Source organism: Klebsiella sp. S69 (genome assembly GCF_016516145.1).
Taxonomy (GTDB): Bacteria; Pseudomonadota; Gammaproteobacteria; order Enterobacterales; family Enterobacteriaceae; genus Klebsiella; species Klebsiella oxytoca.
On sequence record NZ_JACVUU010000012.1, the window covers coordinates 85,666 to 98,488 of the forward strand.

9 protein-coding genes and 1 pseudogene are annotated in these 12,823 nt (G+C 57.2%); 5 read left to right on the top strand and 5 right to left on the bottom strand.

Annotated elements, in window-relative coordinates; all coding sequences use genetic code 11:
- Window positions 1–20 precede the first annotated feature (20 nt).
- Together treB and treC are read left to right on the top strand one after the other, a co-directional pair.
- Window positions 21–1,439 carry a PTS trehalose transporter subunit IIBC gene (gene treB, locus IAE27_RS13430; protein ID WP_004108948.1) on the top strand — a complete coding sequence of 473 codons (1,419 nt, stop codon included), beginning with the start codon at window positions 21–23 and terminating at the stop codon, window positions 1,437–1,439.
- 53 nt (window positions 1,440–1,492) lie between these two features.
- Window positions 1,493–3,148, top strand: a complete 1,656-nt coding sequence (gene treC / locus IAE27_RS13435; protein WP_049593792.1) for an alpha,alpha-phosphotrehalase — start codon at window positions 1,493–1,495, stop codon at window positions 3,146–3,148.
- Window positions 3,149–3,253: 105 nt separating this feature from the next.
- On the opposite strand, the gene celB is transcribed toward treC, so the two are convergent.
- The 3 genes from celB to IAE27_RS13450 all read right to left on the bottom strand — a co-directional run bounded on the left by celB (window position 3,254) and on the right by IAE27_RS13450 (window position 6,331).
- Window positions 3,254–4,609 carry a PTS cellobiose transporter subunit IIC gene (gene celB / locus IAE27_RS13440; RefSeq protein WP_004108952.1) on the bottom strand — a complete coding sequence of 452 codons (1,356 nt, stop codon included), beginning with the start codon at window positions 4,607–4,609 and terminating at the stop codon, window positions 3,254–3,256.
- 26 nt (window positions 4,610–4,635) lie between these two features.
- Entirely contained in the window at window positions 4,636–5,943 is a 1,308-nt protein-coding gene (locus tag IAE27_RS13445; protein ID WP_200092549.1) for a 6-phospho-beta-glucosidase, read from the bottom strand.
- A 79-nt stretch (window positions 5,944–6,022) separates the two neighbouring features.
- A complete protein-coding gene (locus IAE27_RS13450; protein WP_016809334.1) occupies window positions 6,023–6,331 on the bottom strand; it encodes a PTS sugar transporter subunit IIB in 309 nt (102 codons plus the stop codon).
- A gap of 259 nt (window positions 6,332–6,590) precedes the next feature.
- Here IAE27_RS13450 and IAE27_RS13455 point away from each other — a divergent pair, with 259 nt between their 5' ends.
- From IAE27_RS13455 to nrdG, 3 genes are all read left to right on the top strand, one after another.
- On the top strand, window positions 6,591–7,334 hold the full coding sequence (locus IAE27_RS13455; protein ID WP_049593791.1) for a MurR/RpiR family transcriptional regulator: 744 nt from the start codon (window positions 6,591–6,593) through the stop codon (window positions 7,332–7,334).
- A 370-nt stretch (window positions 7,335–7,704) separates the two neighbouring features.
- A complete protein-coding gene (gene nrdD, locus IAE27_RS13460; protein ID WP_004108965.1) occupies window positions 7,705–9,843 on the top strand; it encodes an anaerobic ribonucleoside-triphosphate reductase in 2,139 nt (712 codons plus the stop codon).
- A 329-nt stretch (window positions 9,844–10,172) separates the two neighbouring features.
- Window positions 10,173–10,637: an anaerobic ribonucleoside-triphosphate reductase-activating protein gene (nrdG, locus tag IAE27_RS13465; protein WP_004108967.1), complete on the top strand. Its 465-nt coding sequence runs from the start codon at window positions 10,173–10,175 to the stop codon at window positions 10,635–10,637.
- 10 nt (window positions 10,638–10,647) lie between these two features.
- Here nrdG and IAE27_RS13470 read toward each other — a convergent pair.
- Both IAE27_RS13470 and IAE27_RS13475 read right to left on the bottom strand, forming a co-directional pair.
- A pseudogene (locus IAE27_RS13470) lies at window positions 10,648–10,919 on the bottom strand (type II toxin-antitoxin system RelE family toxin); the annotation flags it as partial.
- The gene (locus tag IAE27_RS13475; protein WP_108704285.1) at window positions 10,901–12,811 is read right to left on the bottom strand and encodes a BglG family transcription antiterminator; all 1,911 of its coding nucleotides are present in this window, start codon (window positions 12,809–12,811) and stop codon (window positions 10,901–10,903) included. The gene IAE27_RS13475 and the pseudogene IAE27_RS13470, both read right to left, overlap by 19 nt.
- Window positions 12,812–12,823: the final 12 nt, after the last annotated feature.

Genomic DNA, 12,823 nt, shown 5'->3' on the forward strand with positions numbered 1-12,823 from the left:
CTCGGTCATGAGGCCTCATCATGAGTAAAGTAAATCAGCAGGACATCGATAAACTTATCGAACTGGTGGGCGGACGCGATAATATCGCCACCGTCAGCCACTGTATTACCCGTCTGCGCTTTGTGCTGAATAATCCAGCCATTGCCAAACCAAAAGAAATTGAACAACTACGCATGGTGAAGGGCTGCTTTACCAACGCCGGTCAGTTCCAGGTGGTGATCGGTACCGAGGTTGGCGACTACTATAAAGCGCTACTGGCGACCACCGGCCAGGCCAGCGCAGATAAAGAGCAGGCCAAAAAAGCCGCACGCCAGAATATGAAGTGGCATGAACAGCTCATTTCGCATTTCGCGGAGATCTTCTTCCCGCTGCTACCTGCGCTGATCAGCGGCGGCCTGATCTTAGGCTTCCGCAACGTGATCGGCGATCTGCCAATGAGCAACGGCCAGACGCTGGCGCAGATGCATCCGTCGCTGAAAACCCTTTATGACTTCCTGTGGCTGATTGGCGAGGCGATCTTCTTCTACCTGCCGGTGGGTATCTGCTGGTCTGCGGTAAAGAAAATAGGCGGCACGCCGATCCTCGGCATCGTGCTGGGCGTTACGTTAGTTTCTCCGCAGTTGATGAACGCCTACCTGCTGGGTCAGCAGGTGCCGGAGGTATGGAACTTCGGCCTGTTTACGATTGAGAAAGTCGGCTACCAGGCGCAGGTGATTCCGGCCTTGATGGCGGGGCTGGCGCTCGGCTTTATTGAAACGCGGTTGAAACGCATCGTGCCTGACTATCTTTACCTGGTGATCGTGCCGGTCTGTTCGCTGATCCTGGCGGTCTTCCTCGCGCACGCCTTTATCGGACCGGTTGGCCGCATGATTGGCGACGGCGTGGCCTGGGCCGTGCGTCATCTGTTAACCGGCAGCTTTGCGCCGATTGGCGCCGCGCTGTTCGGCTTCCTGTACGCCCCGCTGGTGATCACCGGAGTCCATCAGACCACGCTCGCCATCGATATGCAGATGATTCAAAGCATGGGCGGTACGCCGGTATGGCCGCTGATTGCGTTGTCCAACATCGCTCAGGCGTCGGCAGTGGTGGGGATAATCATCGCCAGCCGTAAACAGAACGAACGCGAAATCTCCGTTCCGGCCGCCATTTCCGCCTATCTCGGCGTGACGGAACCCGCTATGTACGGTATCAATCTGAAATACCGCTTCCCGATGCTTTGCGCGATGGTCGGCTCCGGTCTTGCCGGGCTGCTGTGCGGACTGAACGGTGTGATGGCCAACGGCATCGGCGTCGGTGGCCTGCCGGGCATTCTCTCTATTCAACCCACCTACTGGCAGGTTTACGCACTGGCGATGGCCATTGCCGTGATTGTGCCGATTGTCCTGACGACGGTCGTTTACCAGCGCAAATTCCGCCAGGGCACCTTACAGATTGTCTGACATCTTATTTTCGGGGCGCGCTGTCGCCCCCTTTTTTGTAGCAGGAACGCAATATGAATACCCTTCCCCTCTGGTGGCAAAACGGCGTTATTTATCAAATCTATCCGAAGAGTTTCCAGGATACGACCGGCACCGGTACCGGCGATCTGCGCGGCGTCACCTCTCGCCTCGACTATCTGCAAAAGCTTGGCGTTGACGCTATCTGGCTGACGCCGTTCTACGTCTCGCCGCAGGTGGATAACGGCTACGATGTGGCCAACTATACCGCTATCGACCCCGCCTACGGCACGCTGGACGATTTCGACGAGCTGGTGGCACAGGCGAAGGCGCGAGGAATTCGTATCGTGCTGGATATGGTGCTGAACCACACTTCGACCGAGCATGCCTGGTTCCGGGAAGCGCTCAGCAAAGAGAGTCCGTATCGCCAGTTCTATATCTGGCGCGACGGCGAGCCGACCACCCCGCCGAACAACTGGCAATCTAAGTTTGGCGGCAACGCCTGGCAGTGGCACGCCGAAAGCGAGCAGTACTATCTGCATCTGTACGCCGTTGAGCAGGCAGATCTGAACTGGGAAAACCCTGCCGTGCGCGCAGAGCTGAAAAAAGTCTGCGAATTCTGGGCCGATCGCGGCGTCGATGGCCTGCGCCTGGACGTGATCAATGTTATCTCCAAAGACCAGTCCTTCCCGTCCGATACCGCTGGCGATGGCCGCCGCTTTTATACCGACGGTCCGCGAGCGCACGAATTTTTGCAGGAGATGAGCCGCGATGTCTTCACCCCGCGAAATCTGATGACGGTGGGCGAAATGTCCTCCACCACGCTTGAACATTGCCAAAAATATGCGGCGCTCGACGGTAGCGAACTCTCGATGACCTTTAACTTCCACCATCTGAAGGTGGACTACCCCGGCGGGGAGAAGTGGACGCTGGCGCGACCGGATTTTGTGGCGTTGAAATCGCTGTTCAGGCACTGGCAGCAGGGAATGCACAATCGCGCCTGGAATGCGCTGTTCTGGTGTAACCACGATCAGCCGCGCATCGTCTCCCGTTTCGGTGATGAAGGGGAATACCGCGTCCCGGCGGCGAAAATGCTGGCGATGGTGCTGCACGGCATGCAGGGCACGCCCTATATTTATCAGGGCGAAGAGATTGGCATGACTAATCCGCACTTTACGCGCATCACCGATTATCGCGACGTTGAGAGCCACAACATGTATATCGAACGCGCGGCTCAGGGCCGGGACGCGGATGAACTGTTGGCGATTCTGGCCAGTAAATCGCGCGATAACAGCCGCACGCCCATGCAGTGGAACCGCGGTGAAAACGGCGGATTCACCGCAGGCGAGCCGTGGATTGCGCTGTGCGACAACTATCGCGAGATTAACGCCGAAGCAGCGCTGGCGGACCCGGAATCCGTGTTTTATGCCTATCAGCAGCTGATTGCGCTGCGCAAGAGCACGCCGGTGCTGACCTGGGGCGATTACCAGGACCTGCTACCGGAACATCCGTCGCTGTGGTGCTACCGCCGTCAGTGGCAGGGACAAACGCTGGTCGTCGTGGCGAACCTGAGCCGCGAGTTCCAGCGCTGGCAGCCGGAAGCCATGAGTGGCGACTGGCGGACGCTCATGAGCAACTACGCGGAAGTGGCGAACCGCCCTGCCGATATGACCCTGCGCCCGTTTGAAGCGGTATGGTGGCTGCAGGCGTAACCCCCTCCCCGGCTTGCGCTACGCTTAGCCGGGCTACCGATTCACAGCCGTCTGCGGGCCGGTAGCCCGGGCAGGCGCGTCAAGCGCCGCCTCCGGGAATACGCTTTAAATACGGTCAGCCGCCGACAGCGTCGCGCTGGCCTCCGGCTGCGCGGACGCCTGCTCTTCTTTCGCCTTCAGGCGATCCCATACCCGGAAGAACGGATAATAGATCACCAGCGAGATCGCCAGGTTCACCACCTGCAGCACCGCGCCGGAAATATGCCCTCCGGTCGCCAGATAGCCGCTCATAAAAATAGGCGTGGTAAACGGCAGCGCAATCCCCGCCGGCTTCATCACCAGCCCGGTGGCCATCGCGGTATACGAGACAATCACCAGCAGGACCGGCGTCAAAATAAACGGCAGGAAAAAGTACGGGTTCATCACCAGCGGAATGCCGAATACCATCGGCTCGCTGATATTAAACAGCGCCCCCGGCGCGGCGATTTTTCCTAGCTGTTTCATCTGCTGGCTACGGCTGCGCAGCAGCATAAAAATCACCAGCCCCAGCAGCGCACCGGTACCGCCGGGCGCAATCCACAGATCATAAAACTGCTGGGTAATGATATGCGGGATCGGCAGTCCATTCTGAAACGCTTCCAGGTTTTCCGACATATTCGACAGCCAGACCGGGCGAATAAACACCAGCACAATGGTGTCGCCGTGCAGCCCCAGGGTCCACAGGATACCAATCAGGATCACCGAGATAATCATCCCCGGCAGCGAACCGCCGACGTGCGACATGGGAATACCGATAAGGGTGGTAATCATGCTATTGATATCGCCGAACGGCGAAGCTTCGACGATCAGGCGCAGCGCCAGCACCACGGCCAGCACGCAGAAACCGGGGATCAGGGCGAGAAAAGATTTCGCCACCGCGGGCGGTACGCCGTCCGGCATGCGGATCACCAGATTACGGCTGGCCACCAGGCGATAAATCTCTGTAGAGAGCAGCGAAATCACAATCGCCACAAACAGTCCCTGGCTGCCAATCATCCCCACCGGCAGCACGCCTTTGACGATTTGCGCCGCTGAACCGTCTGCCGGCGTAAAGAGCGTCACCTGGGGGATCGTCATCACAAACGCCACCAGCGACATCGCCCCGGCGCTTAGCGGATCCAGGGTGCGATATTTCTCCGCCAGCCGGTAGGCAATGCCGAAGGCGGAGAGCAGCGCCATGATGTCATAGGTCGCTTTGACCGGGTACAGCATCTTATCGCGCCAGGCATCGCCAAACACGCTGGCCATCAGCTCACCATAACCGGGGATCGGCAGATAAGCGAATATCAGGAAAAACGAACCGATCAGCATAAACGGCATATTAAGGATAATGCCGTCACGTACCGACAGGACATGCTTCTGCCCGCCGATTTTCAGCGCGGCGGGCATGACATAGCGTTCAATAAATGAAGTACGAGACATAATGGTATCCCCGAAGGCGGAAAAGTTTAGTTAAACTGCGTTAACCAGGGGCGGTTGATGGTTAACACCTCATCAAGCAGCGCCCGGGCATCGGTCACATTCCCGACCAGCGGGTTACTCACCAGCGCCAGCAGCGCGCTATCCCGGCAGCCGTGGACCGCGGCCTCAATCGTCAAGCGCTCGAAGGCTTTCACCTGTTGCGTCAGTCCGTTCATGATCGGCGGCAGCGCGCCAAAGGCCAGCGGTCGTGCGCCCTGCGCGTCAATAATGCTGTTAATTTCCACCACCGCATCATCATCGAAGCCGTGAATCGCGCCGTTGTTGCGGGTGTTGACGACCATCTCCTTGCCAAGATTGTTGTAGATGGCGTTAATCAGCTCCACCGCCACTTCGGAGTAGTACGCACCGCCGCGGAAGCTCAGCTGTTCGGGCTTTTCATCCAGATCGGGCCGGGCATAGATATCAAACAGCTCCTGTTCCACCTTCATCACCTGCTCTGCGCGGGTGCCTTTGGTTTTTGCCGCTTCAATCTCTTCCGCCAGCATCGAAGGCGTCAGCCAGTAATAGCGATGATAGGGACAGGGGATCGCCTTCAGGGCCCGCAGAAACTCCGCCGGCCACGGCAGCGATTGAATATTGTTCATCGAGAGCGATTGACCGTCACACAGCATGTCGATGACCTTGCTGGTCACCTCTTCCCGCCCCTGCATCACCTTGTGTACCCAGACCATATGATTCAGCCCGGCGAAGCTCAGCCGAACCTCCTCTTCTTTTGCGTCCAGCATTCCGGCAATCATATGCTGCATATTGATGGGCACGTTGCACAGGCCGATGATTTTGGCGCTGCTGTAGCGACTCACCGCTTCCGTCACAATCCCGGCCGGATTGGTAAAATTGAGGATAAAGGCATCGGGCGCCAGCGCTTCCACCTTGCGGGCAACCTGTAAAATCACCGGAATAGTGCGCAGCGCTTTGGCAAATCCGCCGACGCCGGTAGTTTCCTGGCCCAGCAGCTGATACTTCAGCCCCAGACGCTCATCCGCCGCCCGCGCCGCCAGCTGACCAACCCGCAGCTGAGTCAGTACAAATTTAGCGCCGCGAATGGCCTCATCCAGGCTGAAATGCACGCTGACCTTAACCTGTTCGAGGCCATGGCGCTTAAACATACGCTGGGTCAGCGCGGCGATAATCGCCACTTTCTCGCGCCCGGCGTCAACATCGACCAGCGCCAGCTCCGTGACCGGAATCTGCTGATGGCGAAGGATGATGCCTTCGATAAGTTCCGGCGTATAGCTGCTGCCGCCGCCGATTACAGCTATTTTCAATGCTTGCATAGTGGCCTCATTTTTGGCGTACAGATCCCCGCGCAAGGCCGCAGTGGCTTTGCGAAATGAACGCGTTGATGGGAAAGCGTTAGTGGTTCAGCAGAGCGAGCGCTTTATCCAGTACGGCGGCCCCGCGCATCATGCCGTAATCCGCCATGTCGATCACCGCCACGGCTTTTCCGTGCGGGGCAGCAAGCTCCGTCAACCGGGCCGCTTCATATTTCACCTGCGGCCCCAGCAAAATCACGTCGGCATTGGGCAACTCGCGCTCAAACTCGGCGACGGGTACAGCGTAAATCTCCAGCGCCAGCGCGCGCTGTTGCGCCTCGGCTTTCATTTTGTTAACCAGCATGCTGGTGGACATTCCGGCGGCGCAGCACAGGACAATACGTGGCATAATTCCTCCCCATGGGTTTTGCTTGAGCAAGTGCTAAACAGGCACCATCGACTATAGGGCGAGGTGCGGGTACAGAAGAAGGCTATATGAAAATTTTTTTCATGTGCGTGATCGAGGCGTTATTTTTCACCCTTATAATTGCCCATAAAAAGCAGAACCAGCAATAATCCCAGGCATTACGCGTGATTAAGTGGTATAAAAAGCCATCATTATTTGAAAAATATTTTCAATCTGGCGGTGGCAGAGAGAGGCTGAAAGCATGGATATCGTAGGACAGTTACAGGAAGGCATGACTCGCTTAAGCGCTCAGGAATCGAAGGTCGCGGCATTTATTCTGCAGAATTTAAGTTTTACCGCCAGCGCCTCGATTGATGAACTGGCGGTGCGCGCTGGCGTAAGCGCAGCCACGATTACCCGCTTTGCCCGCTCCGTAGGCTGCGAGGATATTCGTGATTTGCGTAAGCAGCTGGCGCAGGCTTGCGAACGACGCACCGGTTGGCTAAACGAAGAGAGCGCCGCGCTGCCCGCCGCGTGGCGCGACAAATTAAGCCTGATTAGCACAAGTCTGGAACAACAGCTGGTAAGCACCCCCGAATCTACGCTGCAAAAGCTGCGCACGCGTCTGCAAAATGCCCGCGCCGTACACTGTTTCGCCCTTGGCGCACAGGATATTGCGCTGGCCACGCTGCTCCAGCACCAGTTGCTCTCCATCGGGATCGTGATGAATCTCTGCCAGGACAGCGCCCTGATGCGCATGATAGCCAGTACCCTTAGTGACGATCATCTTCTGCTGGTGCTGGCAACCGGCGAGGCCGATGCGATTTTGCAGGGCGCGACCCTGCTGGCCCGGGTACAAGAAGCGACAATTTTCGCCCTCACTCCCGCCGACCATTCATTAAGCAATATGGCCTCCGCGCTGCTGCCCCTGCCCGAGAATGCACAAGCCGCCCGCTACGCCCTGCTGCTGCTGGTCGACCTGCTTAACGACGCGCTGCTCGCCTGATGTTATCCCTATCGGGCCTGAATTTCCTGCGTTCAGGCCCCATTTTTGCTTATTTTATAAGCGGATAAATTTACATTAAGCGCAAGCGCCCATCATTCCTGCTCTCCTCTTTTTACTTTGTTCTGCATCAATAAAATTGCAAACATCTTTGATGCAAAGCACTACATATAGAACTTAAAATGCGCCCCGGCCCCACATATTGTATTAATAGTCTATTATGTCACCACAACCCATCGTACCCGGGCGGTGATGGGATGTGGATAAAAAGGGCCGGGATCGGAGGGAAACGGCGGCAGCTATAGCGCCCCGGGACTTCGGTTAACCTTCCGCCTCTGTGGATAACCTGTTCTATAAAAAGTATGGAGTGATCATGACACCGCATGTGATGAAACGCGATGGCTGTAAAGTGCCGTTCAAGTCAGAGCGCATTAATGAAGCAATTCTACGTGCAGCTAAAGCAGCGGGAGTCGATGACGCAGACTATTGCGCCACCGTCGCAGAAGTCGTTAGCCAGCAAATGCAGGGCCGTACCCAGGTTGATATCAACGAGATCCAGACCGCCGTTGAGAATCAGCTGATGTCCGGCCCTTACAAGCAGCTGGCGCGTGCCTACATTGAATATCGCCACGACCGCGATAGCCAACGTGAAAAACGCGGTCGTCTGAACCAGGAAATTCGCGGCCTGGTTGAGCAGACCAACTCGGCGTTACTCAACGAGAACGCCAACAAAGACAGTAAAGTCATTCCTACCCAGCGCGATCTGCTGGCGGGTATCGTGGCTAAACACTATGCGCGTCAGCACCTGCTGCCGCATGACGTAGTGATGGCGCACGAGCGCGGCCTGATCCACTATCACGATCTCGACTATTCGCCATTCTTCCCGATGTTCAACTGCATGCTGATCGATCTTAAAGGCATGCTGACGCAGGGTTTTAAAATGGGCAACGCCGAGATTGAGCCGCCGAAGTCCATCTCTACCGCCACCGCGGTAACGGCGCAGATTATCGCGCAGGTCGCCAGCCATATTTATGGCGGCACGACCATCAACCGCATCGATGAAGTGCTGGCGCCGTTTGTTACCGAAAGCTTCAATAAGCACCGTAAAATTGCCGAAGAGTGGCAAATCCCCGACGCCGAAGGTTATGCCCGTTCCCGCACCGAGAAAGAGTGCTACGACGCCTTCCAGTCGCTGGAATATGAAGTGAACACCCTGCATACCGCCAACGGTCAGACGCCGTTCGTCACCTTCGGTTTCGGCCTCGGTACCAGCTGGGAATCGCGCCTGATTCAGCAGTCCATTCTGCGCAATCGCATCGCGGGACTCGGTAAAAACCGCAAAACGGCGGTGTTCCCCAAGCTGGTCTTCGCCATTCGCGACGGCCTGAACCACAAGTTCGGCGATGCGAACTACGACATTAAACAGCTGGCGCTGGAGTGCGCGAGCAAGCGCATGTATCCGGATATCCTCAACTACGATCAGGTCGTGAAGGTGACCGGCTCGTTCAAAACCCCGATGGGCTGCCGCAGCTTCCTCGGCGTGTGGGAAAACGAGGACGGCGAACAGGTGCACGATGGCCGCAACAACCTCGGCGTTATCAGCCTCAACCTGCCGCGTATTGCCCTGGAAGCCCGCGGCGACGAAGCTGTGTTCTGGAAACTTCTGGATGAGCGTCTGCAGCTGGCGCGTAAAGCGCTGATGACCCGCATCGCCCGTCTGGAAGGAGTGAAGGCTCGCGTTGCGCCGATTCTGTATATGGAAGGGGCCTGCGGCGTGCGCCTGAAAGCGGATGACGACGTTTCGGAGATTTTCAAAAACGGCCGCGCGTCGATTTCTCTTGGCTATATCGGTATCCATGAAACCATCAACGCGCTGTTCGGCAATAAGCCTATGTACGATAGCGAAGCGCTGCGTGAAAAAGGCGTCGCCATCGTTCAGCGTCTGCGCGAAGCGGTAGACCAGTGGAAAGACGAGACCGGCTACGGCTTTAGCCTGTACAGCACGCCGAGCGAAAATCTCTGCGACCGCTTCTGCCGTCTGGACACCGCTGAGTTCGGCGTGATCGAAGGCGTCACCGACAAAGGGTATTACACCAACAGCTTCCACCTCGATGTGGAGAAGAAGGTGAACCCGTACGATAAAATCGATTTTGAAGCGCCTTACCCGCCGCTGGCTAACGGGGGCTTTATTTGCTACGGCGAGTACCCGAATATTCAGCACAACCTGCGGGCGCTGGAAGACGTGTGGGATTATAGCTATCAGCACGTGCCCTATTACGGGACCAATACGCCTATCGATGAGTGCTACGAGTGCGGTTTTACCGGTGAGTTCGAGTGTACCAGCAAAGGCTTCACCTGCCCGAAATGCGGCAACCACGATGCCTCTCGCGTGTCGGTAACCCGCCGGGTATGCGGTTATCTCGGAAGCCCGGACGCCCGCCCGTTCAACGCCGGCAAGCAGGAAGAAGTGAAGCGCCGCGTGAAGCATCTGGGCAACGGGCAGATCGGTTAATTCCAGGTGGTTTAGCCCCTCCCCCTCTCCCCAACGGGGAGAGGGGGCCGGCCCCGTAGCCGTTTGGCCACTAAAGAGCCGTTCCCGGATCGCGGCGCAAAGCGCCTTATCCGGGCTACAACCGCGTATGCGGCTTTTCGTAGCCCGGCCGAGCGCAGCGACGCCGGGAGTTGTTCCCTTTACAAATGCACAGCCCCTCCGTTTTCGCAAAGCAATTAGCGTCAGAGCAAGGCGGTAAACGAGGGAATCCCCGGGAGCGTACATTAAGTACGTGACTGGGGTGAGCGAGCGCAGCCAACGCGGCTATGGCGTTAATTGAGAAGCGAAAAATGAATTACCATCAGTACTACCCGGTAGATATTGTTAACGGTCCGGGCACCCGCTGCACCCTGTTCGTTTCCGGCTGCGTTCACGAGTGCCCCGGCTGCTACAACAAAAGCACATGGCGGCTGAACTCCGGCATGCCGTTTACCGCCGAGATCGCCGACCGCATCATTGCTGACCTCAACGATACGCGCATCAGGCGCCAGGGGATCACGCTTTCCGGCGGCGACCCGCTGCACCCGCAGAACGTGCCGGAGATCCTTAAGCTGGTGCAGCGCGTTCGCGCCGAGTGCCCCGGCAAAGATATCTGGGTATGGACCGGCTACAAGCTGGACGAACTTAACGACGCGCAAATGCAGGTGGTGGATCTCATCAACGTGCTGGTTGATGGCAAATTTGTGCAGGATCTCAAAGACCCGGCGCTAATCTGGCGCGGCAGCAGCAATCAGGTGGTGCATCACCTGAGATAGCCTCTCGCGACAGCCGTTTATAGACGTTCCGATAGACGGCTAGTTTTTCTCGTTTTCTCATCGCAATAACATAAACCATCAATCATCACCTCATCCCGAACCTGATACACCAGTCGGTATCCCGCTGATTTCAGCTGAATTTTATAGCAGTCGGGTCAGCCGCGAAGATTCAATATGAAGGTTCTCCAGCACGACCGCCAGCTGACTTTTGAACTGCTCTTTTACGGTTTCACCCAGCTTATACCATTCTCTGGCAGCGCATCTCAAAACCGGCTGACGCACTCCATGGCCACCGCTTTAAACTCAGCAAAGCTGCGGGTGGCAGCCAGGCGGGGCATTGCGCGCTCGCGCAGGAAAGTGACGAAAATATCGTAGATCGCCATCGCCTCTTCATACTCGCTTTTACTGATGGCGAGCAGGAAGATGATATGCGCGGTTTCATCGCCCCAGGCGATGCCGTGCGGCGCAATCACGGTATAAACCACGGTCTTTTTTGCCAGCAGCCCGAGGGCGTGAGGTAACGCGATCCCGTCGCCGAGCATGGTACTGACGATAGCCTCACGCTCCGCGACCGAATCATGGAACTCCGCCCCGACAAACCCCTCCTGCTGCAGCTGCTGGCACAGCGTAGCAAACAGCGCCTGCTGATCCATCGGGGTATCTATCACCTGAAAGTGAGTCTCATCAAAATACTTATTCAGCATCCAGGGACGGGTACGGTCCACCAGCACCAGCTTGCCGATTTGGTCGAGCTGGTAGTCGGTAGGAAATGGCGCAATGGTAACTACCGGCTTATCTTTCTCGCTGATGCGCACGGTGGAAATGACAAAATCTTCCGCGATCTCTTCCCGCTGTTCATATTCGCGCTGCGAGAGGGTGGCGGCAATTTCCAGCTGCGGATACTTACGCTGCAGGATGGCTTCAATCATCCTCACCATCGCATTGCTGGTATCGCAGACCAGCAGCACCTGAGGCTGGCGCTGGTAGCCGATATTGTAATGGCGCTCCAGCCCGACGCCGATATGCAGCACCAGAAAGCCGATCTCGTTTTCACTGATGGCGTAGGGGGTATATTTTCCCCAGCTGGATACCGCCGCCAGGGTCATGTCCCACGCCATGGGGTAGTGCTGTTTGATATTTTCCAGAAGCGGGTTGGGGATCATTATCTGGTAGCGCACGCGGGTGATCATGGTCTTAATATGGGTCAGCAAATCCGCATGCAGCTGGGCATCCTCCAGCAAATTATAGTTATATTGCTGATTGATATAGCGCAGGATGTAGTTCACCAGCGCTTCGTCGTCGTCGGCGCTGATAGTCCCCGGATCGACATCCTGCACCTGGCGGGCGGCAAGGTGGACGCACAGCCACTCCTCTTCCGCCGGAGCAAGCAGTTTGCCCGCCAGCTGCTGCATCGTATTTGCCAGCTCGTGGGCGGCATCGCGTACATTTTGCGCGACATCCTCGGCGCTAAAATCGGCTAAAGGATATCCTTCGCTCACTCGGCGCACGGCAACCGCGCCGTACAGGCAAATAAAGCGCTCCCCGGCGTCGGTCAGGCGAACGTGATGGCGGGTTAGCGTTTCCTGCAGCACGCCAGCCAGCAGCGTCGGTACGCTGGCATCAAACGCTTCTTCACCGATAAGCGGGTTCAGCGGCCCCTGCTGACTTAGCTCCCACAGCAGATCGGTCAGGCAGGCGCGAATGGAGACCTCGCTGCCAAACAGCTTCATACCGTGACGCGGCCGGGTCTCAAGGGTGAGCTGATAACGCTGAAAGCGCTCGCGTACGTCAACCATATCGCCCTGTAAGGTGGCGCGGCTGACGAACCACGCATCGGCCAGATCCTCCAGCTTGATTGAGAAAGCGGAAGTTAAAAAGCGCACCAGCAAAAAGTGGATGCGATCCGCCGCGGTTCGCGGGATATGCTGCGCTTTCGGCGCACTCTCTTCCAGCGTCTGATAGCGCGACGGATCGTGAATCACCAGCTGATAACCGCTGCCGCGGGTGAGGATAAACTGCGCGCCATAGTGCTGCAGCAGCGCGTTCAACGCGGTGATGTCCGCGCGCACCGTGCGAGTAGAAACCGACAGCCGCTGCGCCAGCTCCTCCTGGGGCAGCGTTTCGTTTTGCAACAGGGTAAACAGCTGCGCTAAACGTTGATTGGGAAATCGCATGTCAGTTCCTTT